Below are 24,544 nucleotides of genomic sequence, written 5' to 3'. Positions count from 1 at the left end.
TAGTTATTAATTAAAAGAGTGCAAAATTTAATATAATTTTGCACTCAAACTACTAACTCAGTTACTAGTTATTAATTAAATTACCCTTTCTAGAGCTCCTACTTCTACCTTTTTTATTCTAGGAAATCCCAATGCTATAGCAATAACCGCAGATATTCCAATTAAATATGGATAGTACAAGTACTTCATTATCAAAAATGGTGAAATACCTGCAATACCTGATGCAACTAAAAGTTGAGCTCCATATGGTATAACTCCTTGTGCAAAGCATGAAAAAGTATCTAGTAAACTAGCTGTTTTTTGTGGTTCTATATTATATTTTGAAGATATACTTTTTGCTAAAGGCCCTGTAGTCACTATTGCTATGGTATTATTAGCAGTACATGCGTCTACTAAAGTAACTAAAAGTCCTATAGCAAGCTCAGCACCCTTTTTGGATTTTACCTTGCTTGTTATAAAGTGAAGTAAGAAATCTATTCCTCCATTGTGTTTAATAAGTTCTACAGTTCCCCCAATCACAAGTGATACTATGACTAGTTCTGACATACCAGCTATCCCCTTTGCTATGGATTGAAGAAAATCTATAATTCCCATGGAACCCGTAGCAATTCCTACTATTCCTGAAAGTGCCACTCCTCCTACTAAAACTAAAATTACATTTATCCCTAAAAGTGCTGCTATAAGTACAGCTAAATAAGGAAGTACCTTTACTATGCTGTACTCATAATTTCCAGATAAAGTAGTATTATTCCCCGATGTAATTACTGCAAATAACACTGCTGTAATAATTGCTGCTGGTAGCACTATAAAGAAATTAGTTTTAAACTTGTCTCTCATTTCGCATCCTTGAGTTCTAGTAGCTGCAATTGTTGTATCAGAAATCATTGATAAATTATCACCAAACATCGCTCCGCCAATTACTGATCCTAGTACCAAAGCCACTGATATTCCAGTCTTATCAGCTACTCCTACAGCCATTGGAGATAGTGCAACTATGGTTCCTACAGAAGTTCCTATAGAAGTGGATATAAAGCACCCAATGATAAATATTCCTGAAATTAAAATATTACTTGGAAGTATTTTAAGTCCTAAATTAACAATAGATTCCACTGCTCCCATATCTTTTGCAACTTGTGCAAAGGCTCCTGCTAAGATAAATATTAAACACATAAGTATAATATTTAAATCTCCTGCTCCCTTGCAAAATATCTCAACTTTGTCATTTATACTTTCTTTTTTATTCATAAGTAATGCTACCACAGCAGCAATTAAAAATGGAACAGTAACAGGCATAGCATAAAAATCATTAGTAATTAATGCTATTGATAAATATATTGCCACAAAAACTATTAGTGGTAGTAATGCTGTCGCCTTACCTTTTCTTTCAACTGAATTATTCATTTAATATCCTCCCATAATGACTATTTAGAATTAATTTAGAAAATAAAAAAACTCCTTGCCGACAGACACAAGAAGTTATCACTTCTCCCCTTATCTGTCAGGTATATCACCTGCTGGATTTAGCACCTTCAAAACAAATGTATTAAAACAGATGTATCTGGGTTGCCGGGCTTCATAGGGCCAGTCCCTCCACCGCTCTTGATAAGAAGTTCCTATTAAATTTTAAAAATAGTTTATCATCAAACTAATTTATTGTCAATCCTTTAAAAATTGCCACATTTTAAAATAATGTTGATATGAAGTATGGGATTTGCATTTAGGAAAGCTTCACTTCGCAAAAAATCTCTAATATTTCTGATGTTAAAACCTCTAAGCCTTCTAAACTCACTATCGTTCAGACAGTAGAAGGCTCTTAACGGTGCTTTAACATCAGAAATAAAGAGCTTTTAATGCTTGTTCAATGCTTTCTACAATTCAAATCCTATACTATAATATTTAACATTAAAAATGTAACTAGGCCTACTAGAGGAAGGAATTTTACCTTAGTGAAATTTCAACAATGACTAGTAACTATTCAGTACTAACCATTAATTGAATTTTTATCACAAAATTCTTTCAACTTAGCTTTCTTAATCATTACCTAATATTATTAGTGTATAATAATATTAGGGTTAAAATTAAAATATGGGGAGTTGAATATATGAATAATAAAACTGATAGTACAACTTTTATTATTATTGGAAATGGTGCTGCTGGGTTCTATGCTGCAGATGCCATAAGACAGAAAGATTCAAAAGCCTACATAACAATGATTTCAGATGAAAGTTATTGTAGCTATTACAGGCCTTCTCTTTCTGAGTATCTCGCTAATGAGATTACCGATAAAAAGTTATTTTTAAAAAATAAAAATTGGTTTGAAGAAAATAATATAAATTTAAAGCTAAATATTAAAGTAGAGAGTATACTTACTAAAGAAAATAAGATAGTTTTATCTGATGGTACTTCTTTAAAATACGATAAGCTTATACTTGCAAACGGTGCACGTAATTTTATTCCACCAACTCCTGGTGCTGATAAAAAAGGTGTATTTTCATTAAGAACTATAAATGATGCAAATGAAATAATAAGTTATGCTAAAAATTCTAAAAAAGCTGTAGTCATAGGCGGCGGCCTCTTAGGCCTTGAAGCTGCATGGGAGTTACAAAATTCAGGACTTGATGTCACTGTAGTGGAATTCTTCTCAATACTTTTACCAAGACAGCTGGATAGAGAAGGTGCTGAAATTTTTAAAAATCAAATTAGTAACTGTGGTGTTAACGTAATTCTTGGAGATTCCCTAGTTGAAATACTGGGAAATGATAAAGTAACTAATATAAAACTTAAAAGTGGCAACACTCTTGATACAGACATGGTGTTATTTTCTGTTGGAATAAGAGCAAATAAAGAATTGGCTGAAAGGTGTGGAATAAAAACTGATAAATCTATAGTTGTAAATGAAAAGATGGAAACTAATATGCCTAATATATATGCCTGTGGAGATGTAGCAGAATTAAACGGCAGAAACTATGGGATTTGGCCTGCTGCTGTTCAAATGGGTAAGATTGCAGGTGGAAATGCCTCTGGAGATGAATTAATATTTAAGGATTTTGTTTCATCTACAATTTTCTCGTCAATGAACACAAATCTTTTTTCTTCTGGATATTTTGATGACGAATGTGATATTTTATCTTATAAGGATGAACACACTCAAGTATATAAAAAACTTTTCTTTAAAGATAATAAACTAGTTGGATGTATACTTCTTGGGGATACTTCATCATCTATAAAGATGGTAAAAGGAATTAGAGAAGGATACTCTAAAGAAAAGACCTTATCCTTAAATTTAATATAGTAATAACTAGTGATTAGTAATTAAAAACAAAATTACTGATCACTATATAATTATTATCACATACCTCGCTTAGCCTCTAACTCATCTGTGCTCTTTTTACCTTTCTATCGAAAGCCAATGCTGCATTTAATTCCCCACCTATCATTATTGTGATGGAGGTTAAATATAGCCAAGTTAAAAGTACAATAACTGCTCCTATACTTCCATACAGTCTTGAATAATTTGCAAAGTTATTTACATAAAAGGAGAATCCAATGGATACAACTATCCATCCTATAGTCGCAAATATAGCTCCTGGAATTACCTCTTTCCATCTAAGTCTTTTACTTGGAGTATATCTATATAAAAGAGCAAATACAAATATCATGGAAGTTAATATAATAGCGTATCTTACTATATTCCATAAAGACATAAAGGATTCTGGAATGGAAAATTTCTTAATTAAAAAGTATCCAAGTAATTCACCAAAAACTAATAAAAGCAATGTGACAACTATTATAAAAGTTAATCCTATAGTACATAAAATAGATATGATTATTACTTTTACTAAAGATCTTTTTTCTTTTTCATCATATGCTTTATTAAGACCTCTTATAACGCCTCTAAATCCAGTAGATGCTGTCCACATGGAGAAAATAAATCCAAGTGATAAAAGCTTACTATTTTTCCCTTGTAAAACTTCTAATACTGTATCGTGAACTAATTTATATGCACCATCTGGTAGTATTTTGCTTAATTGCAAAAGTACTAACTCTGTATCTAGAGATAAATATCCTATTAAAGTCATCAAAAAAATTAAAAATGGGAAGAAGGACAAGATTAAACTATAAGATAATTCAGACGCTAGTGCTGGAACTTCATCATCTATAATTCTTTTAACAATATTCTTAATACCTATTTGTGATTTTACCTTCACTCTAAACCTCTCCCCTCCTTATATTTATGATCATTAATTAGTCACTAGATTTATAATTGTAATTCCTAAATAAGCTTATCTATAATCTTCTTATTTAATTCTCTTATAAAGATGCTATTTATATCATTAAAATCATCAATGGTTAGATCTGCTTTACTTAAATCTTGATTCCCAGAGTTTAGATTTTTGTATCCTATACATTTCATATTAGCTTTTTTTGCAGCTAAAACTCCATTATGAGAATCTTCTATAACTACACACTCTTTAGGGTCCACATCTAATTTTTCAGCAGCGTATAAAAATATATCCGGCTCAGGTTTACTTTTACTCACATAATCTCCGGTTACTATATAATCAAAGTAGTCTCTTATCTCAAACAAATCCAATACTCTTTCTATTATATTTAAGGGCGATGATGATGCCACCGCTAATTTTATATTATTCTTATGCAAATCAATTATAAGTTCTCTTATTCCCTTTATTGGTTGTAAATCTAAAGCATTATTTAAAAACTCTAAATATGTGTTTCTGTCTAATTCCACAAGCTCTTCTAGGCCTTCAGTTAAATTATAATTAGTCCTTATCTTATCCCACATATAATGTGAGGTAGTTCCTATAAATGTATTGTGTTCTTCAGATGTTATAGATATTCCTAAATTTTTAAATATATCTTCCTCAATATTTAAATGAAGTGGCTCACTATCTATTATTACTCCGTCCATATCAAATATTACAGCTCTTATCATAGTAATTATCCCCTTTTATTAGTTATTAATTGACTTTATTATAGCATACGATATTTGTAAAATATTATTACTTTTTATTTAATTGGAGATACTATTTATAGGAATTTAACTTTTGTTTAAATAACTGCTGATCTTGTATTTAAATTTCAGTATCTTTTCCATGAAAAAAATAAAACTAAGAGGTGAATTAACATGAAAGTAGTAAAGATTAGAAGAAATAATAATGGTGATATAACCAATGTACTTACAGATGACAATATAGAAAGAAGTCTTACAGAGGCAGTAGCTTTAGCTAAACGTGGAAAACTTGACTCTATAATTGTTGAAAAAAAACAAAATGGAGTTAATACCATAGCTTCTTCTCCTAAGGCTACTGAGGAAAATAACTTAAACAACTTGCCTATATTTTAATAAAGTTAAGCTCAAAACTTAAGAAGTCGTTCTTATAAAAAACGACTTCTTAAGTATGATTATTAAAATACTAGAGCTAGCATCATTTTAAATCTTTCTGTTGCATGCAGTGCATGAGGTATTCTTGCTGGCATTACAATACATTCGCCCTTTTAACTTTATTCATTTATAGATCTAAAATTATAAATTTATTTAGTTAGAAGATATTTTAAATTGATCTATAAATTCTGAAACCTTTTCTACTTTATCACTTAACTCTTCAGCTGCGCATGCCACTTGAGTGGATGAAGCACTTAACTCCTTAGATGAAGTTGCTATTTCTTCAGTAGACGCTGAAACTTCTTCTGATACTGATGAAGCAACCTCAACTCCTTGCAAAATCTCTACCTTTTCATTATTTATCTCATTAACATATTGATTTATATCCTTAATTTTAGGAATTATTCTCTCTATGTTTATAATTATGTCTCTTAGAGTATCCATTGAATCATTAAGAACTTGTGATTGCTCATTTAACTTCTCATTCATATTATCTGAAGTTTTTACTACCATGCTGTTTTCCATGGATATAGCCTGAGTTAGATTATTAATATTTGCGGAAGATACTTTAGATTGCTCTGCAAGTTTTCTTATTTCTTCAGCTACCACAGAGAATCCCTTTCCTGCTTCTCCTGCCCTTGCAGCTTCAATTGCAGCATTAAGCGCTAAAAGATTAGTCTTGTCAGCAATTCCATTTATTAAATTTGTAATTTCATTTATTTCAGACAATCTCATGCCTAACCCCTGTATTTTATCTCTTACATCTGCAAAGGAATTATTTATATCTCTCACAAACTTATCAAGCACTTTTAAATTGTTATCTCCTTCCTTTGCACTTGCACTAATTGAATCTGCATCAAAGTATACACTCTCAACTCTTATAACAGTTTCATCAATTTTCATTCCAAAACTGTATAATGTTTTATTTATACTTGAAAGCTCTTGTGCCTGTGAATTTGATCCCTTTGCTATTCCTTCAATAGTAGAATCTACAACTTCTGAAGAAGATGCCATTTCCTGTGATAGTGCTAAAAGATTTTCAGTTTCCTCCATAGTTTTATTAGAAGATTCCTGTACAATTTTAAGCGCCTCAGATATCTTTACTCTAAATCTATTTATTTCTTCAGCTATAACTTCAAATTCATCATTACTTTTTATCTCTAATTCCTCTGTTAAATCTCCTTCAGCCATTTTTCTTAGATTATCTTTGATACTATTAACATTGTCCGATAGCTTTTTTGAAAAGAAACTACTTATACCTACTGATAAAATCATAATAATCACTGCTGTTATCATTAAATCTAATAAAATTTTATTTCTTATACTCACAAATTCTGATACTTCTTTATCGGCACCAACTATAGCAATTATATTTCCACTTGAATCCTTTACAGGTGCATATGCAGATATAAAAATGCCCGTATCATCCTTCGTTGGTTTTTTATTAACAGATACTTGTCCATTAAAAGCATCTTTCATTTCATCTTCTAGTGGATATTCTTTTCCAATTTCATCAGGTTCAGCTATTGATCCATCAACTATAAAATATGCCTTATTTTCTCTCTTAGCTAGTGTATACACATATGCTACATTCTTATCATTTTTCCACTTGATCATAGATTCTCGAATTTCTTTATATTCAATGCTATTCATATTTCTATTACTAATTACCTTATTCAGTTTCTCTCCATCTATTATACCTTCTGACTCCTGTACATAAGTTTTAGCATCTTGCTGCATTTTAGAAAATATATTTCTAAATTCAATTAAGTTTAGTGATATTAAAATTAACATAGATATCAAAGATACAAGGCCCATAAGTCTTAGTATCTTTGTTGATAAGCTCTTCATATTGTCCCCCCCAATTATTACAAATCTTTTATTGATTTCCTATAATATTCCAACAAATTTTATTATACTATACTTTTATTCTGGTTTATACTGTAAATTTAAAAAACAATTAATTTTCTAAATAAAAAGAAAGCTTGCAAATACAAGCTTTCTTTTCAGCAAGCAACAATATATTTAATTATTTTTATCTAAATCACCTATGAGTACTTTTTTTGAATACTCATAAAAATTATATGCATTCCCGCCATTTTTCTTTGTATAATACATGGCGTTATCTGCACAATGGATAAGTTCTTCTATACAAACCCCATCATCTGGGAAAATACTAATGCCTGCGCTAATTTGAATATAATGATTATTATCCTTGAAATTAATTGATTGTACTTTAAGATTTTCTAATATTCTATCCATTAGAGAAATAACCTCTTCTCTATCTTTAAACAATTTCTGAATTATTAAAAATTCATCTCCTCCTAATCTTCCAAAAATATCTGTATTTCTAATTGACTTCTTTACTACACTTGCTATGTTTTTCAATATCTGATCTCCTGCGCAGTGACCATATGTATCATTAATAGCTTTGAACTTATCAATATCAAACAATATAACTGCAATTTTATAATTATTTTTTCTAGCTTCTTCTAAAGCCAATTTAAAATTGTTCACTAAACCTGCTCTATTATATGAATCAGTAAGTGAATCATAATTTGCAAGATATAAAACTTCACTTTCTATTTTTTTACGTTCAGTTATATTCCTTATAATTCTTATTATTAACTTTTCATTATTTACCGTAATAGAGTTTGTACTTATTTCTACCGGGAAAGTATTCCTATCTTTTCTTATATTAATTGTTTCAAAAACATTACCTTCACTATCTATAATTTCATGCTTAGTAAGCTTTTTTAAAGACTCTGGTAATCTAAGATCCTTTAAATTTTTAGTTTTTAATTCCTTGTAACTGTATCCATACTCCATTACTGCTTTTTTATTCCCATCAATAATTTGTCCATCCTCTGTTGTATATAATATTATATCATCTGCATTTTCAAATAAAATTTTGTGTTTTCTTAATGCTTCTTCTAACTTCCTTAAAATTACCACTGCAACAATAATCATAAATATAATAGTTATTATATCTATAATAAATTTATATTTTATGTAAGTGAAAACTCCAAAATCAACATCTACACCTGCAATTGCAATAATTTCCCCATATGAATTCCTTATTGGTGCATAAGCTGATATAAATGCACCTAATTTATCCTCTACAGCACATTTTGTATAAGTAATTTCCCCATCAAATGCTTGCTTCATCTCTCTTTCAAAATTATATCTTTCTCCAAGCTCTGACGGTTTAACTAATGCCGAATCTACTAAAAAATAAATATTATCTTTTTCTTTATACATGGTATAAAAATATTTTACATCTTTATCATTTTTCCATTTAATCATTTCTTGTTGAATTTCTTTGTACTCAGTACTATTCATAGATTTATTTTTTATAACTTCAGCTAATTTATCACCATCAATAACTTTGATAGCATCAGCTACATTTGCTTTTACACCCACTTGAAATTTATGTATAATTATTCTATAAAATGCAAGATTTATAATTAACAAAATTATAATAGTTAGAATGAATACACTTTCTACAATTCTTAAAGACTTTAGCTCTAAGTTTTTCATAAGTTAGCCCCCAAAACTTGATTTGAAACCATTAAAATCGCACTAATTTTAACGTTTTAAATATCCTCTTTTAATAGAATCATCTATAATTTCCTTTGCATATTCCCAAAGCTTAGGAGCATTTTCTTTTAATATTTTATTTCTTTTTAATACCTTTTCACTAGTTACTCCTGGTTTTTGCCAAGTGTGGCCATTAGTATTGTAGTTAAGGAATAGTGACTGAACTCTGTCAAGACAAGCTGCAAACCTAGCTTCTGGAGTTTTTAATTCCTCAAACTCACGCCAAAGACTCCAAATTTCTTCCGACATATTTTATCCTCCGTTATCTATAAACAATAATTTATATAACAAATTAATTATGTAAAGAAAGCCATCCATGGGACGGCTTTTATAAAAAAATTATACTACTATCAAATTATAAAATCAACGAAGCTTTCATACTAACCCTATGCTAAATTCTAAGCTTTTCCGTACGCTCATTAAGTGCTTTTGCATAGCAACTTTATTTTACAGTTTTTTCTCTAACCACTTTATAAGTTTTATCATCTTGCATTGTTACATAGATAATTTGTATTTCTTCCTTATTGTCTTTATTAACTTTAAATATTAACTCAAAATCCTTATCATTTATAATATTATAAAATGCAAACGCAATACCATATTGATTTATATATTTCTTTTCTAATTTGTCTGCTATATAGTATATTCCACATTCAACAGGATGTGTTTTAGCAAATGTCTCAGAAGGGAGTTTCCCTTTATTCTTTTTTGCAAACTCCTCTCCTTCCTTCATAGCCTTTTCTATTTCTGGAAGTACATTATATTCATAACTAGCTATAGCCCACTTTTCATCTTTATTAACCATCCTTAACTTAATTTCTTGATAAATAGGTTTACCATCTAAAATATAATCAATTTTTAAATTTAATACATATGATTTATAGTCCTTATTATCAATTTTAATATTTTCTTCTGTTTTACTTCCCAGCGTAGATAATATATGTGTGGATACTTCATTTTTAGATTTTATGATTTTCACTTGAAAATCTTTTCCATCTAAAATGTCTTTTGGATTTAGAAAATAAGAAGATGACTTGTCCAATACTTCTTCAATAGTATTTGGATTGTATGTGAAGTATTGCCTTACAAATTCTTCTGCAGTTTGCTGAGCTTTTGATATATTATTTTCCTCACTACTTATCTCAGCTATATTACTACTTGTACTAACAGCAGCTTGTCTACATTGTACAAATATTGCTCCTGATACTATTACACTCATAAGTAACGCTAATGTCTTTTTCATACGTATTCTCCCCCTTTTTTTATCCCCAAGTTAGCTTCACTTTTTACAAATGCCTTATACAAAAGAATATGCTAGATCTCTTGTTATTATTCTAACTTTTAAGTAAATTTATTATATGTATAATTTAAGTATTGCTTTTTTCCTTCTTATTACTTTTTGAATTCTTTTAGCTTTTTCCATATGTCCAGACTTAATCTCATCATCTCTCCACTCTACAAGCTCTAAATATACCCTTGAAAACTTATTATTCATATAGTTTACCCCCTAGTTTAATATCTCTTTACATACTACATTCTTATTATTTACAAAACTAAAATAGAACATTACTACTAAATGATTTTATAACTTTAATATTCATAAAAACAAAACACGCTAAAGATTGCTTTCTTCTCACAACCTTTAACGTGTGCCACTTTAAAATGCTTTGAACATATCTTTTTTTACACCGCAAACTGGGCACTTTTCCACATTGTCCCCAATTTCTGTATATCCACACACTGGACATACATAAATAGTATCTATTTCAATATCTTTTCCTTCTTTAGCCTTATCCTGAGCATCTTGAAATAACTTAGCATGGATTTTTTCAGCTTCTAAAGCATAATGAAATGCCTTTTCAGCATCCTTTTCATTTTGAAATCTTGCAGTTTCAAGATATACTGGATACATTTGATCTACTTCATGAAGTTCTCCATTGATTGCTCCTTGAAGATTATCAACTATGTTAGTATGACCAAATACAGCTCCTGCTGCAACTGAACTATCTCCTACTTGTTCTTTAAGTACATTAAAATGATTTTTAGCATGAGCCCATTCTGCATATGCTACTCCTTTAAAAAGCCTTCCTATATTTGGGAATCCATCTTTTTCTGCATATTCCCCCCATATAAGATATCTCATATGAGCCATACTTTCTCCACCATATGCTGAGCGTAAAAAATCTGCAGTCATTGCATTGTTTAATGCCATAGTAAACACATCCTCTCATATAATTTATTCCAAGTATATTATTGTGCCTAAGTTAAATTTATATACTATTTATAAATTACACTTTAAAACTTTCTATCTTTTCATTAAGTTTTGAGACAACTGATTGAATTTCCAATACTATGACAATGTAAAAGGCATATCTCTTTTAAGATATGCCTTTTACAAAGATTAAATTTATCTACTATTTTATTTGTTTTAGCACTTCCAAAAAATATTTATATGTTCTTTCAGTTGAAGAAATACTTAATTTTTCTTCAGGAGTGTGCACATCATACATATTTGGTCCAAAGGAAATCATATCTATATCACCAAGAATATCCTTTAATATTCCACATTCAAGGCCTGCATGTATTGCTGTTACCTTTGGCTCTGAACCGTACATATCCTTATAAACATTTTTAAATACTTCTCTAATATATGAATTTTCTCTGTACTCCCAGGCTGGATAATCAGATTCTAAGCTCATAGTCACACCAAGAACTTTACAGATACTTTCAATTTCTCTTACTATACTATCCTTTAAGCTTTTAACAGAGCTTCTTATAGCACTTTCAAAGGTTATCTCATTCTCCTCAGTTGTAACTACACCTAGGTTTGTAGAACTTTGAACTAATCCTTTAATGTCCATACTCATAGTTTGTATTCCTTGTGGAATTAACATGAGTATTGCTATAACCTTATCTGTTAGTTCTTTAGAAAATACTTTCTCTGGCTTTATATCTACTTCTTCTAGTGCTACAATTATCCCCGGATCTGAAGTTCTAAACTCATTTTTTAAAGTATCCTGCCATTTTTTCATTACGCTATGTAATCCACTTTGATTCCCTTCTTCAATAAAAATTACAGCTTCAGCTTCTCTTGGAATTGCATTCATCTTTGATCCACCATTTATTTCTGCTATATATAATTCCATTTGTGAATTTATATCATTTAAAATTCTTCCTATAAGCTTGTTGGAGTTTCCTCGACCCTTATCTATATCCATTCCTGAATGCCCACCTTTTAGGCCTTTCACAGTAAGCTTATAAGGAATAAAACCTTGTTTTTTATCCTCTAACTCTACCTTAATGCTAACTTTATTTCTAATACCGCCGGCACAGGAAGATAAAAGTTCACCTTCTTCTTCTGAATCAATATTAATTAAAATCTTTCCTGAAAGATCTTCTTCCTTAACACTTGAGGCTCCCCCCATTCCTGTTTCTTCCTCAGTTGTAATTAAAACTTCTATAGGAGGATGTTCTACATCATTGCTTGCAAGTATAGATAAACAATAAGCCACTGCTATACCATTATCTGCTCCTAAAGTAGTTCCTGTAGCCTTTATAAAATCTCCTTCTACCCTTAGCTTAATAGGGTCTTTTTCAAAATTATGCTCCGTTCCATTATTTTTCTCGCAAACCATGTCCATATGACCTTGCAAAATTACAACTGGAGCATTTTCATAACCTTTAGTGGCACCTTTTTTAATTATTATATTTAATGCTTCATCTTGTATTACATCTAGATTATGCTTCTTTGCAAATCTCACTAAATAGTCACTTATATCCCTTTCATTCCCAGAACCTCTTGGTATTCTACTTATCTCCTCAAAATATTTAAATACTAAACTTGAAGATAAATCTTTAAGCATGTTATCCAAATTCCTCATCCTTTCACTGTTTAATTACAATTTTCTATTATAGTAATTTTAACATACTGATTGAATTTGATACATAAAAAAAGGATTTTGCCATGCAAAATCCTCTAATTTATTAATTCTTCTACCTTTACATTATATTCTTTTCCATTTACTCTTAATAAAAATTCACTAGTTTTAATAACATTTGCATTACTACAACTTTTTTTAATTGTAGTAATATCTTCTTCTATTTCTTTGAGAAGCCCTTGAGCTTCATCAAGAGTTACTTTTTTAAATTTGATACAATCGCCCGGTTTAGCCTGCGCTATTTTAGGAAGATCTATAGAAATAACATTTGCAATTTTTGTATATCCCCCAGCAGTTTGTCTATCTGCCATCATAATAATCGGTTGTCCATGGCTTGGAATTTGAACCGCACCAAAATTAATTCCATCAGATATAATATCTCCACCATTAACGTGTTCAATTACTTCTCCTTCTAATCTATATCCCATACGATCACATTCATTAGTAACTTTATATTCAGCAGATAAAAACTTATCTATTCCCTTTTCAGTAAAATAGTCATCTTGAGGTCCTAAAATAACTCTTACTTCTATATCCTTTGAATAAGTAGGAATATTTTCATTAGGCAATTTTCTGTACTTAGTAGAAGTTAAGCCATCTTTTAAATCACCTATTGTTAAAATATCTCCTGATTTTAAGCTTCCTCCATGAAGTCCACCTATTTTAGCTTTAACATAGGTGGACCTACTTCCCATAACCTTTTCAATTTGTATACCACCTGTAAATGCTATATAACTTCTACATCCATTTTTAATCTGTCCAAAACCTAATGTATCCCCTCTTTTTACACATATACTTTCCCACATAGGTATGGAATTCCCATTTAAAACTGGACTTAAATCTCCTCCAGTAATAGCAATTAAGGAGTCATTCATAAACTCTATTTCAGGACCTAATATAGTCACTTCTAAGAGGGCTTCATTTTCATCGTTTCCTACCAAAATATTAGCTACCCTGTGGGAAAAACTATCCATAACTCCTGAAACAGGAACACCAAATTGCTGATAACCATATCTTCCCTTGTCTTGTATCAATGTCAAAAGTCCAGGATTTTTAATTTTTATTTCTCCCATTATACCCTCTCCTCCCTTTTCTTAATATAAGTATTATATTCATAACCTCCATCATTTACATTTTTCTCTATAGTTTTATACTGTTCTTCAGAGATAGGTATAAACTTAATATAGTTGCCTGCTTTTAAAAGTATCGGTACTTCTCTATTGGGTTCATAAAGTTTCAAGGGCGTTCTACCGATTAATTGCCATCCGCCTGGGCTATCAATAGGATATATTCCTGTTTGGCTTCCTGCAATCCCTACAGATCCTTGGCTAATTTTTGTTCTTGGAACTTTTAATCTTGGTGTAGCAATTTTTTCATCCATTCCTCCAAGATACGGAAACCCAGGGGTAAAGCCTAACATGTAGATAAGATATTCCTTGGAACTGTGTATTCTTATTACCTCTTCTACAGTTATTCTATTATGCTGAGCAACATTTTCAATATCTGATCCATATTCTCCTCCATATAATGTAGGTATTTCAATAACTTCAGGTTCTGGTAAAGAAATATCATTAAGTTTACCCTCTAACAACTTTAAATTCCTCACCAAATCATCATATTTTATAGTTAAAGGATTATAGTGAATCATTAAGGAACGATAAGTGGGTACAATTTCTACTACTCCTTCTATCTTGTTCAATTCCAAGGCAGCCATCATTGATCTTATCTTACTACTTATGTCCTCCGAAATCTTATTTCCATATTCTACAGTCAATGCTTTATCTCCAGCTGTTAAATACCTTGTTTCCTTATACATCTTATTTCCTCCTGATTAATTTTTCTAAAATATGCTTGATAAGGACATTGCTCCTGCATATCCAGCAATAATAACAACCAATATACCAAGTATCAGCATCCACTTAGGATGTTCATACTCTCCTACAATATCCTTTCTTTTAGAAGCTACTAATATTACTCCTAGAGTAATTGGCAAAATTAATCCGTTAAGTGATCCTGCTAAGACAAGCAATTTTACTGGTTTTCCTATTATAGCCATAACGATTGTTGAGAAAATAATAAATGCCATAGTAGTATGTTTCTCATATTTTTCTATAAACGGGTGAAGTGTTTTCAAAAATGATACAGATGTATAGGCCGCTCCAACTACTGACGTAATACTTGCAGCTAATAATACAACACCAAAGAATTTATATCCTATCATTCCTGCTCCACTTTTAAAAGCAGAAGCCGCTGGATTGGAAGGATCTAAGGCAATTCCTTTACTTACAACACCTAATACCGCTAAGAATACTAGTATTCTCATAATGGATGCAATTGTAATACCAAGCACTGCAGATTTTGTAACTTCCTTTAACCTATCTACACCTACAATTCCTGCATCAATTAATCTATGTCCACCTGAAAATGTAATATATCCTCCTACTGTTCCACCAAGCAATGTAATTATTGGAAATAATAATAGTTGAGGATTTTCTGGAGCAATGCTTCTAATTAAGGCTTCTCCAACTGGAGGCTGTGTTTTGATTGCCACATAAGTTACAATTATAATCATTAATACTCCTAAAATCTGTGTAAGCTTATCTACTACAGCACCTGCTTCCTTAGATAAAAAAATCATGCTTGCTACAATTCCGCAAATAATAGTACCATACTGTACGTTAAGCCCAAAGATAACATTTAACCCCAAAGCTGCGCCACCAACATTTCCAATATTAAATGCTAATCCACCTATTGCAACAATTATAGCGATAAAATATCCAAGCCCCGGTACAACTTTATTGGCAATATCCTGCCCTCTCATACCAGATGCAGCAATAATTCTCCATACATTTACTTGAGCACCTATATTAAATATAATCGAAACTAATACTACAAAAGCAAAACTTGCAGCAAATTGCTCAGTGAACTGAGCTGTTTGGGTTAAAAATCCTGGTCCTATAGCTGAAGTTGCCATAATAAATGCCGCACCTATAAGAGCACTTCTATTACCACGCTTTAACTTTAAATCCTTTGATCCTTTCTCTATTTCCGTGTTCATGACCACTTCCTCCTATTTGATAAAATTTGAAATTGCGGTTATTTCAATTCCTTCCTCCTGAAGTCTTGTTTTAATTTCTTTAACAAACTTCACAGCATCTGGATTATCTCCATGTACGCATATTGACTGGGCATTTATATTAACATCCTCACCAGTTATTGCTGTAACCTTTCCTTCCTTTACCATCCTTACAACTCTAGATATAGCAACATCAGCATCATGAATAACAGCACCTTTTTTTGATCTTGCTACCAGTGTTCCATCAGCATTATATGCTCTATCAGCAAATACCTCATTTGCAACTTTTAATCCTACCTGTTCTCCTGCCTTAATTAACTCACTATTAGCAAGTCCTAATAAAATAATATCCCTATCTACTTCACATATAGCTTCGGCTATTGCTGTTGCCAATGTTAAATCCTTTGCAGCCATATTATACATAGCTCCGTGTGGTTTCACATGTTGTATTTTCTCACCTTCAGCTTTTGCAAATGCCATAAGTGCTCCTAATTGATATTTTATATAGGCTTTCATCTCACCAGGATTTACTGAAAGATTTCTTCTTCCAAATCCCATTAAATCTGGGAAGCCAGGATGTGCCCCTACTGCTACTCCATTTTCCTTTGCTATTTTAATAGTATTTTCCATAACCTCAGCATCTCCAGCATGCCATCCACAGGCAATATTTACGGAAGTAACATATTTTATTACTTCTTCATCTAGCCCTATCTTGTAATTTCCAAAGCTTTCTCCTAAGTCACTATTTAAATCAACCTTAAACATTATGAATCCCTCCATATAATTACCTTTTCAATTATTAAACCGATGTTTCATTTATACTTATAATACTTATATTAGTAAAATAATGTATATATGCACTATTAATAAAATTTTAATGTATATTTATTAATAAAAAAACTAGACGCTATAACCTATAATTATTAATAGGTCATTACGTCTAGTTTTTTTATTAATGGACTTTATTTAAAGTTGCATCCTAAAATTTTAGATATTTCTTTAGCAGTTTTTTTTGTTTCATTTATGATTAATGGCAGAGACTTATCATTAAATCTTTGCTCTGGTCCTGCAACACTTAAGGATGCTACAACATTTTGAGAATAATTAAATATAGGTACCCCTACTGAAACAGTCTGTGGTTCTAACTCCCCAAAGCTAATGGTATAACCTTTTCTTCTATTTTCGTCTATGTCTTTCCATAACTCTTCTTTGCCAATTATAGTATTTTGTGTATATTTCACTAAAGGTTCTTCGTTTAAAATTTCATGTATTTCTTTATCATCTAAAAAAGATAATATTGCCCTTGCACAAGCTCCAGCACTTAAGGGTACTGTTCGTCCTACTCTTGTAAATAACCTTACAGGATGAGTACAAGTTATTTTTTCAATATAAATAGCATGATTATTTTCCCTTATAGATAACTGAATATCTTCATTAAGTAAATCCCTTAACTCTTTCATTAGTGGAAGGGCAACTTCCTTCAACTCCATTGATTCTGATACGAGCATTCCCAGTTCAAAAAATTTCATACCTAATTTATATTGATTTTGCTGTCCCTGAATATCAACCTTTTGTAAGAATCCATTTTTCTCAAAAGTATTAAGTAGTCTATATACTGTTGCTTTCGGTATAGATGACTCTCTACTAATTTCACTTAGTCCTCTAACAGGGCATTCTCTAGTAAAATACTTTAAAAGTTCCAATGCTTTATCTAAACTGTTATTGATATTGTTTTGTTCTGTTAACACTTATTGTTTATCCCCCTTGTAATTTACATTTTTCCCTTGTGATTTTATTTTCTACCAATTAAAAATCCCATTATATCATAGTTTACTGCAATATGGAAAAATATTCAATTAACTGCGTAATAAAACCTTATTTCACTTTATGCTAATGCTAAAATATTAAGGTATTTAAATAAATTTAACCATAATCTTTTATATAACATATTTCTAATACACCAACATATAAATATATTAAACCGATGGTTCATTATTTATATAAGACTAATAATTAATGTTTACTAATCCATAAAAATGTATAAGAGTTTCTACCAAGAAAGGGGGATTTTCATGTCAGTATTTGAGAGCATATTAGTTGCTTTATTCGTTATGTCTATAGTTTTTATTGTTCTCATTGTACTAAGCCTTTTTTTAAATTTACAATCCAAACTTTTTGATTCTCTTAAGAAAAAAAAGGATTCAAATATTATTAATCAAAATGAGAATACCATAGAGTTATCAATTGATAAAACTACTTTTGTGGATGTTGATGAGAAAACTGTGGCAATTATTGTAGCTTCAATAAGTCATGCATCTAATATTCCTTTAAAGTCACTTAAAATTAAATCCATAAAGCCACTTAATTTATAATCACATCATTACTTTATAGGAGGGAACACTTAAATGAACTATATTATTACTGTTGATACCAAGAAATATGAAGTTGAGGTTATAAACTCTACTAGAGAAAAAGCCAATAATAACGTTTCTAAGCAACCAACTACAAAGACAAGTATGATTAGTGAGCTATTAAAAGCTCCAATGCCTGGCACAATCATAGATATAAAAGTAAATCCAGGAGATAATGTAAAAAAAGGTGATACTTTATTTATACTTGAAGCTATGAAAATGGAAAATGAAATTGCAGCTCCTAGAGATGGAATCATCAAAGAAATTCAAGTTACAAAAGGAACCTCTGTTAATACAAGTGATGTTCTTGCTGTAATTGAATAGTAAGGGGGGTATATATAAATGTCTTTTTCATTTTCAGATACAATTGTAAAATTATTCAACCAATCAGGTTTTGCAGCACTAACATGGCAGCAATTAGTGATGATTCTTATCTCTTTTGTGCTTATATATCTAGCTATCAAAAAAAAGTTTGAACCCCTTTTACTTTTACCTATATCCTTTGGGGTTCTTTTAGCTAATTTACCATCTACAGGAATAATGTCTGGTCCACTTACAAACTCTTCTGAACCAGGGGGATTACTTTATTATTTATATCAAGGTGTTAAATTAGGAATTTATCCTTCTTTAATATTTCTAGGAATCGGTGCAATGACCGACTTTGGGCCCCTTATTGCTAGGCCTTCAAGTTTATTTCTAGGTGCAGCAGCTCAATTAGGTGTTGTTACTGCTTTTATCATTGCAATTGCACTAGGTTTTTCTCCTAAAGCTGCAGCATCAATAGGTATTATTGGTGGAGCTGATGGTCCTACAGCAATATTTTTAACAACAAAACTCGCCCCAGAATTACTGCCAGCAATTGCAATTGCAGCTTATTCTTATATGGCTTTAATTCCTCTTATACAACCTCCTTTAATGAAATTACTCACAACAAAAAAAGAGAGAGAAGTTAAAATGGAACAACTTAGAGAGGTATCTAAGCTTGAGAAAATAGTATTTCCTATAGTTGTAACAGTACTTACAATCTTATTGCTTCCTTCTGTTGCACCTCTTATAGGAATGTTAATGATGGGAAATCTATTTAGGGAGTCTGGAGTTGTTGAAAGGCTTTCTACTACAGCGCAAAATGGATTAATTAATGTAGTTACCATTTTTCTTGGCACCACTGTAGGTGCTACTGCTAGAGCCGATAGATTCTTAAGTCCTGAAACTTTAAAGATTATATTCCTTGGACTTCTCGCATTTGCATTTAGTACAATAGGTGGTTTACTTTTAGGAAAACTTATGTGCTTCTTATCTGGTGGGAAAATCAATCCTCTTATAGGATCTGCTGGAGTTTCAGCAGTTCCAATGGCCGCAAGAGTGTCTCAAGTAGAAGGTCAAAAGGCAAACCCATCAAACTATCTTCTTATGCATGCAATGGGCCCTAATGTAGCAGGTGTTATAGGTTCAGCAGTTGCTGCTGGAGTACTCTTAGCTCTTTTCGGATAATAAGCTAAAACTTGCACTGTAATTTTGATATGTAAATCTATAGCTTAATCTCTAGATTTACATATCTCTCTTTGTAAAATCAATCTCCTACTGTTATATATTCATTTACAAATACAAAAAGTTGAGTGTGATTAAGATATATTCACCAATACTCAACTTTTTATTTATGCAATTGCATCTATGTCCACATCCCCAATGATAATTGAATTATTAGCACTTTGTTTTGCCTTTGCTGATGCTAAGCTTGCAACGTTTACTAATTTTTTTATTACTTCAAATATATTTTCTATTTTATTATTATGTATCCTACAGCTTGTAATTCCTATTGATGCAGAAACCGGTATATTATTAGTAAAATCATATGAGCTTATAGCATTTATAATTTTTTCTGCAAGTACCATACTGTCATCTATAGGATGTGGAGTTAATATTGCAAATTCGTCTCCTGCATATCTGCACAAATAACATTCGGAACTAATACTTCCCTTTAATACCTCTGCAACATCTTTGAGTATAGCATCTCCATTTATATGACCATATTTCTTATCAATATAACCGAAATTATTTAAATCTATGAATATAATCGTTGTGTTTTGTTCACTCTTCATTAATTTATAAGCATTATAAAACAAATAATCATTTTTATGTAATCCTGTAAGCAAATCAATATATTTTCCCAATTCTGCATTTAAAGTTGTCCTTGTTATGTACCCTATGACTTTATTATCATCTCTTACAAGTGCGATATCAATATCTCTATTTAAATTAAATATCTCCCTAATCTCCCATATGTATGTACAATAATCAATACAAATATATTTGTCAGACATAACATCAGCAATTATTCTGTTTGGATGAGCTCTAACTAATTCTTTTTTTGTGACTACACCAGCTAATTTTTCATCATCATAAACAACAAAGCACTCTGTATTTCTTTCATAAAAAACATCTTGAATTCGTCTCACTCCATTGAGAAAATCAACTTTCATGAAATTCTTATCCATTACATTTAATACTCTCTGCATCATAAATCAATAGACTTGCTAACATTAAGAGTTATATTTACTTGTGCTCTTATAATCATTGATTCGTTAGCAATTTTTTCTCCCTCCTCCATAATTATAGGAATAAGCTTATCCTGCGACAATATATTTAATAAAGACCGTCTTACAACAATAGCTTCAACATACTCATGTTCAATCCTAATTATTTCATATTGTTCTGGTGAAAGTATGTCTACCATTCTTCTTGTTGCTTCTGCCCCGATTGGGGCCCGTTTACCTACTATTAATGCATCCTGCATTGGAGGCATTTCAAATTCTGAAAAGCGCATATTTATTTCTGCTTTTCTACTTCCTTCTATTCTATTTCCCATAGCCCTCGCCACCTTCCCTAAATACATATAATATATTATCATATTTTGTCTAATTTTTCTATTATATGTATATGTTTTTAATAAATTTTGGATATTTTATTCTAGTATTTTACATTAAATCAATATAAAGGTTTATTTATAGGACTATTAACATTCTTTTTATCTCTTTTTCATATTACTATATATGGAATTACTATAATATATTTACTTATAATGAATTTTTATACTTATTTTTTTGACTGAAAGAGAATACGAGATTCCTCCCTAAGCTTTAAATTTAAAAGACATAATAAAATGGAACTCTATAGTAATCCATAGAATTCCATCTTCAACTTTAATCTATTTAATTATTTTTCCCACTCTTGTGATCTTCCAACTGCTTTATGCCATCCTGCAATAAACTTTTCTCTCTTTTCTTGTTCCATGTTAGGTGTGAACGTCTTTGATGACTTACAGTTTGAACATATATCATTTAAATCCTGCCAATATCCTACGGCAAGTCCTGCAAGGTATGCTGCACCAAGTGCTGTAGTTTCTATAACTTCTGGTCTTTGAACTGGTGTATCTAATATATCAGCTTGGAACTGCATTAAGAAGTTATTAGCACATGCTCCTCCGTCAACCTTTAATGCTTGTAATTTTACTCTGGAATCCTCTTCCATAGCTTTTAATACATCATGTGTTTGATATGCTAAAGATTCTAACGCTGCTCTTATAAAGTGTTCTTTCTTAGCTCCTCTTGTAAGACCTACTACAGTTCCTCTTGCATATGCATCCCAATATGGTGCTCCAAGTCCTACAAATGCTGGTACTAAATATACTCCATTTGAATCTTCAACTGCTGTTGCGTATTTTTCAGACTCTGCTGCATTTTTAATCATTCTAAGTTCATCACGAATCCACTGAATAACTGCTCCACCTACAAATACACTTCCTTCGAGAGCATATTCTGGAGTTCCATTGTAACAAGCAGCCATAGTTGTAAGTAATCCATTTTTAGATTCTACAGGCTTCTTTCCAGTATTCATAAGTAGGAAACATCCTGTTCCGTATGTGTTTTTAGCCATACCTTCTGAACAACAAACCTGTCCGAATAATGCTGCTTGTTGGTCTCCAGCAACTCCACCTATTTTAATTGGTGATCCAAATATAAGTTCATCAGTTTCTCCATAGATAGCGCTAGAAGGCTTAACTTCTGGAAGCATTGACTTTGGTATGTTAAGTTCTTCTAAAAGCTCATCATCCCATTTTAATTCATGTATATTGTAAAGCATTGTTCTTGAAGCGTTTGTATAATCAGTTGCATGAACCTTCCCTTTTGTTAAATTCCAAATTAACCATGTATCTATATTACCGAAAAGCAATTCTCCATTTTCTGCTTTTTCTCTAGCTCCTGGAACATTATCTAGTATCCATTTAACTTTTGTTCCTGAGAAATACGCATCTAAAATAAGACCTGTCTTATCCTTTACTACTTTATCAAAACCCTTTTCTCTTAATTCATCACAGTATTCTGCAGTTCTTCTACACTGCCATACAATAGCATTGTATACGGGGATCCCTGTTCTCTTATTCCACACTACTACCGTTTCTCTTTGATTTGTAATACCTATAGATGCAATATCAGTTGCATCTAAACTTACCTTTGCTAATGCTTCTCCTGCAACACCAGCTTGTGTTCCCCAAATTTCCATTGCATTATGCTCAACCCAACCTGCCTTTGGATATATCTGAGTAAATTCCTTTTGTGATACTGCTACTATTTCACCTTGTTTATTAAATATTATGCATCTTGAGCTTGTTGTACCTTGATCCAATGCCATTATATATTTTTCTTTTTCCATTTTATTTTCCTCCCCTTCAGTTTCAAATACTTATTTAAAGGTTTTCATATCATCCATTATTGATCAACAGCTTTTACATTAAAACACTGCCACAAATAGTACAGCTCCAATTAATCCTCCTATAATTGGTCCTACAACTGGTATCCATGAATATCCCCAATCAGAATCTCCCTTGCCTGCTATTGGAAGTATTGCATGTGCTATACGAGGTCCTAAATCTCTAGCTGGATTTATAGCATATCCTGTAGGTGCTCCTAAAGAAAGACCTATAACTAATATTAATAGTCCTACTGCTATAGTTCCAAGTCCATCTGCCATTTTAACTTGCCCAAGTCCTAAAATTCCAAATACTAATACAAAAGTACCTATTATTTCAGTTATAAGATTTGATGTAGTATTTCTTATTGCTGGCGCTGTACAAAATACTCCCAATTTTGTTGCCTTGTCTTCTGTTTCTGCCCAATGTGGTAAATAAGCAAGCCACACTAAAGTAGCTCCTACAATAGCTCCTAAAAATTGAGCTATTATATATCCTGGAACTTGTGCCCAAGAAAATTTCCCAATAGCTGCTAAAGCTATTGTGAGTGCTGGATTAAAATGTGCGCCACTTACAGCTCCAAATATGAATGCTGGAATTGCAACTGCACATGCCCAAGCAGCGGTTACAACCATCCATCCGGCATTTTGAGCTTTGCTTTTATTCAAAGCTACGCCTGCCACTACGCCATCTCCTAATAGAATTAACATCATCGTCCCTAAAAACTCGCCCATAAGATTAGACATAAGTGCTCCCCCTCAGTTTTTATTATTTTTTATATTAAATTCATATCTATTTTGATATAAACTTAATAACTATATATGGTTGAAACCATTTTCATAAGGTGTTTTTAAATACGGAGAGTAAAAAAACCATTGTTAAGAAAAGGATATCATCCTTTTGTTAACAATGGCTCTCATATCTCCGCCCACATTATTCTATTTTAACCAAAAACATTTTCCAAAAAATCTCTATATTTATATTATATACTACCTAGTTTATTTTTGCAACACCTTTAGTAGCGATAACATTGACCCCTGTTCCAGCAACATTTGTTAATATAACATCTCCTATATTTACAGGAGCTTCTAAAACCACACCTCTAAGCTCTTCTATGCATTGCATAATTTTATCTTTTGGGATATCTGATTTTGTTTTAATAGAAACTGCATCAATTTCTCCATTTCTTACTTTAACAGAAGAAGTAACTATTCTTGTAGGATTAGTACACTCTTTTTCTGCGTAGGTCTTTCCTCTTAGGCATGTATTCCCTTTTACATCTACTACAATCCCATCTTCTAGCGTAACTTCTAGCATACATCCTATCGGACACCCAATGCAAGTTAATTCTCTTTTTTCATTCATGAC

General features: G+C 31.3%; 25 protein-coding genes, 1 pseudogene and 1 riboswitch. Of the genes and pseudogenes, 5 read left to right on the top strand and 21 right to left on the bottom strand.

All coding sequences use genetic code 11. The features are described 5' to 3' along the window. Window positions 1-75 precede the first annotated feature (75 nt). Window positions 76-1,401 carry a Na+/H+ antiporter NhaC family protein gene (locus CRN98_RS10025; protein ID WP_097027282.1) on the bottom strand — a complete coding sequence of 442 codons (1,326 nt, stop codon included), beginning with the start codon at window positions 1,399-1,401 and terminating at the stop codon, window positions 76-78. Between the two features lie 87 nt (window positions 1,402-1,488). Continuing rightward, a riboswitch (SAM riboswitch) is annotated at window positions 1,489-1,609 on the bottom strand. A gap of 492 nt (window positions 1,610-2,101) precedes the next feature. Here CRN98_RS10025 and CRN98_RS10020 point away from each other — a divergent pair. Continuing rightward, window positions 2,102-3,292 carry an NAD(P)/FAD-dependent oxidoreductase gene (locus CRN98_RS10020; protein ID WP_097027281.1) on the top strand — a complete coding sequence of 397 codons (1,191 nt, stop codon included), beginning with the start codon at window positions 2,102-2,104 and terminating at the stop codon, window positions 3,290-3,292. Between the two features lie 76 nt (window positions 3,293-3,368). On the opposite strand, the gene CRN98_RS10015 is transcribed toward CRN98_RS10020, so the two are convergent. Together CRN98_RS10015 and CRN98_RS10010 are read right to left on the bottom strand one after the other, a co-directional pair. Further along, complete coding sequence (locus CRN98_RS10015) at window positions 3,369-4,208, bottom strand: YihY/virulence factor BrkB family protein (protein WP_097027280.1); 840 nt, start codon at window positions 4,206-4,208, stop codon at window positions 3,369-3,371. A 65-nt stretch (window positions 4,209-4,273) separates the two neighbouring features. Beyond that, window positions 4,274-4,954, bottom strand: a complete 681-nt coding sequence (locus tag CRN98_RS10010) for an HAD family hydrolase (RefSeq protein ID WP_097027279.1) — start codon at window positions 4,952-4,954, stop codon at window positions 4,274-4,276. A 192-nt stretch (window positions 4,955-5,146) separates the two neighbouring features. On the opposite strand from CRN98_RS10010, the gene CRN98_RS10005 reads away from it, so the two are divergent. Then, complete coding sequence (locus CRN98_RS10005) at window positions 5,147-5,365, top strand: DUF3892 domain-containing protein (protein WP_097027278.1); 219 nt, start codon at window positions 5,147-5,149, stop codon at window positions 5,363-5,365. Window positions 5,366-5,427: 62 nt separating this feature from the next. Here CRN98_RS10005 and CRN98_RS18130 read toward each other — a convergent pair. The 13 genes and pseudogenes from CRN98_RS18130 to CRN98_RS09950 all read right to left on the bottom strand — a co-directional run. Next, window positions 5,428-5,517, bottom strand: a pseudogene (locus CRN98_RS18130) (cupin domain-containing protein); the annotation flags it as partial. 40 nt (window positions 5,518-5,557) lie between these two features. Further along, window positions 5,558-7,255: a methyl-accepting chemotaxis protein gene (locus tag CRN98_RS10000; RefSeq protein ID WP_097027277.1), complete on the bottom strand. Its 1,698-nt coding sequence runs from the start codon at window positions 7,253-7,255 to the stop codon at window positions 5,558-5,560. A 174-nt stretch (window positions 7,256-7,429) separates the two neighbouring features. Further along, on the bottom strand, window positions 7,430-8,944 hold the full coding sequence (locus tag CRN98_RS09995) for a sensor domain-containing diguanylate cyclase (protein ID WP_097027276.1): 1,515 nt from the start codon (window positions 8,942-8,944) through the stop codon (window positions 7,430-7,432). A gap of 48 nt (window positions 8,945-8,992) precedes the next feature. Continuing rightward, window positions 8,993-9,253 carry an HD domain-containing protein gene (locus CRN98_RS09990; RefSeq protein ID WP_097027275.1) on the bottom strand — a complete coding sequence of 87 codons (261 nt, stop codon included), beginning with the start codon at window positions 9,251-9,253 and terminating at the stop codon, window positions 8,993-8,995. 193 nt (window positions 9,254-9,446) lie between these two features. Continuing rightward, the gene (locus CRN98_RS09985) at window positions 9,447-10,247 is read right to left on the bottom strand and encodes a hypothetical protein (protein ID WP_097027274.1); all 801 of its coding nucleotides are present in this window, start codon (window positions 10,245-10,247) and stop codon (window positions 9,447-9,449) included. Window positions 10,248-10,358: 111 nt separating this feature from the next. Next, window positions 10,359-10,499, bottom strand: a complete 141-nt coding sequence (locus CRN98_RS17745) for a hypothetical protein (protein WP_179632091.1) — start codon at window positions 10,497-10,499, stop codon at window positions 10,359-10,361. A 162-nt stretch (window positions 10,500-10,661) separates the two neighbouring features. Continuing rightward, window positions 10,662-11,216 carry a rubrerythrin family protein gene (locus CRN98_RS09980; RefSeq protein WP_097027273.1) on the bottom strand — a complete coding sequence of 185 codons (555 nt, stop codon included), beginning with the start codon at window positions 11,214-11,216 and terminating at the stop codon, window positions 10,662-10,664. 202 nt (window positions 11,217-11,418) lie between these two features. Further along, complete coding sequence (locus tag CRN98_RS09975; RefSeq protein WP_097027272.1) at window positions 11,419-12,885, bottom strand: aminoacyl-histidine dipeptidase; 1,467 nt, start codon at window positions 12,883-12,885, stop codon at window positions 11,419-11,421. Between the two features lie 95 nt (window positions 12,886-12,980). Further along, on the bottom strand, window positions 12,981-14,015 hold the full coding sequence (locus CRN98_RS09970) for a 5-oxoprolinase subunit C family protein (protein WP_097027271.1): 1,035 nt from the start codon (window positions 14,013-14,015) through the stop codon (window positions 12,981-12,983). After that, window positions 14,015-14,758: a 5-oxoprolinase subunit PxpB gene (gene pxpB, locus CRN98_RS09965; RefSeq protein ID WP_097027270.1), complete on the bottom strand. Its 744-nt coding sequence runs from the start codon at window positions 14,756-14,758 to the stop codon at window positions 14,015-14,017. Before pxpB ends, CRN98_RS09970 begins: the two co-directional genes overlap by 1 nt. A gap of 24 nt (window positions 14,759-14,782) precedes the next feature. Further along, a complete protein-coding gene (locus CRN98_RS09960) occupies window positions 14,783-16,000 on the bottom strand; it encodes an NRAMP family divalent metal transporter (protein ID WP_097027269.1) in 1,218 nt (405 codons plus the stop codon). A gap of 12 nt (window positions 16,001-16,012) precedes the next feature. Next, window positions 16,013-16,783 (bottom strand): LamB/YcsF family protein, encoded by a 771-nt coding sequence (locus CRN98_RS09955; RefSeq protein WP_097027268.1) that lies wholly within the window; start codon window positions 16,781-16,783, stop codon window positions 16,013-16,015. Between the two features lie 197 nt (window positions 16,784-16,980). Next, window positions 16,981-17,766 carry an IclR family transcriptional regulator gene (locus tag CRN98_RS09950; RefSeq protein WP_097027267.1) on the bottom strand — a complete coding sequence of 262 codons (786 nt, stop codon included), beginning with the start codon at window positions 17,764-17,766 and terminating at the stop codon, window positions 16,981-16,983. A gap of 324 nt (window positions 17,767-18,090) precedes the next feature. Between CRN98_RS09950 and CRN98_RS09945 the strand changes: the two genes are divergently transcribed. Genes CRN98_RS09945 through CRN98_RS09935 form a run of 3 tightly spaced genes read left to right on the top strand, consistent with a single transcriptional unit; the run spans window position 18,091 to window position 19,920 of the window. Beyond that, window positions 18,091-18,390: an OadG family protein gene (locus CRN98_RS09945; RefSeq protein WP_179632087.1), complete on the top strand. Its 300-nt coding sequence runs from the start codon at window positions 18,091-18,093 to the stop codon at window positions 18,388-18,390. A gap of 33 nt (window positions 18,391-18,423) precedes the next feature. Continuing rightward, on the top strand, window positions 18,424-18,753 hold the full coding sequence (locus CRN98_RS09940; RefSeq protein WP_097027265.1) for a biotin/lipoyl-containing protein: 330 nt from the start codon (window positions 18,424-18,426) through the stop codon (window positions 18,751-18,753). An 18-nt stretch (window positions 18,754-18,771) separates the two neighbouring features. Continuing rightward, on the top strand, window positions 18,772-19,920 hold the full coding sequence (locus CRN98_RS09935; RefSeq protein WP_097027264.1) for a sodium ion-translocating decarboxylase subunit beta: 1,149 nt from the start codon (window positions 18,772-18,774) through the stop codon (window positions 19,918-19,920). A 164-nt stretch (window positions 19,921-20,084) separates the two neighbouring features. Here CRN98_RS09935 and CRN98_RS09930 read toward each other — a convergent pair whose 3' ends face one another. The 5 genes from CRN98_RS09930 to CRN98_RS09910 form a co-directional block, all read right to left on the bottom strand. Beyond that, on the bottom strand, window positions 20,085-20,948 hold the full coding sequence (locus tag CRN98_RS09930; protein ID WP_097027263.1) for a diguanylate cyclase: 864 nt from the start codon (window positions 20,946-20,948) through the stop codon (window positions 20,085-20,087). Continuing rightward, window positions 20,945-21,295: a hypothetical protein gene (locus CRN98_RS09925; RefSeq protein ID WP_097027262.1), complete on the bottom strand. Its 351-nt coding sequence runs from the start codon at window positions 21,293-21,295 to the stop codon at window positions 20,945-20,947. The genes CRN98_RS09930 and CRN98_RS09925 overlap by 4 nt, the downstream gene beginning before the upstream one ends. A gap of 347 nt (window positions 21,296-21,642) precedes the next feature. Next, on the bottom strand, window positions 21,643-23,139 hold the full coding sequence (gene glpK, locus CRN98_RS09920; RefSeq protein ID WP_097027261.1) for a glycerol kinase GlpK: 1,497 nt from the start codon (window positions 23,137-23,139) through the stop codon (window positions 21,643-21,645). Between the two features lie 78 nt (window positions 23,140-23,217). Then, window positions 23,218-23,922, bottom strand: a complete 705-nt coding sequence (locus CRN98_RS09915; RefSeq protein ID WP_097027260.1) for an MIP/aquaporin family protein — start codon at window positions 23,920-23,922, stop codon at window positions 23,218-23,220. Between the two features lie 247 nt (window positions 23,923-24,169). Next, window positions 24,170-24,541 carry a DUF1667 domain-containing protein gene (locus tag CRN98_RS09910; RefSeq protein ID WP_097027259.1) on the bottom strand — a complete coding sequence of 124 codons (372 nt, stop codon included), beginning with the start codon at window positions 24,539-24,541 and terminating at the stop codon, window positions 24,170-24,172. Window positions 24,542-24,544 lie beyond the last annotated feature (3 nt).

The sequence above is a fragment of the Clostridium peptidivorans genome (assembly GCF_900205925.1).
In the GTDB taxonomy this organism is placed as follows: Bacteria; Bacillota; Clostridia; order Clostridiales; family Clostridiaceae; genus Clostridium_AK; species Clostridium_AK peptidivorans.
The sequence above is the reverse complement of the archived record's forward strand: the minus strand, read 5'-3'. Positions and strand labels throughout refer to the sequence as shown.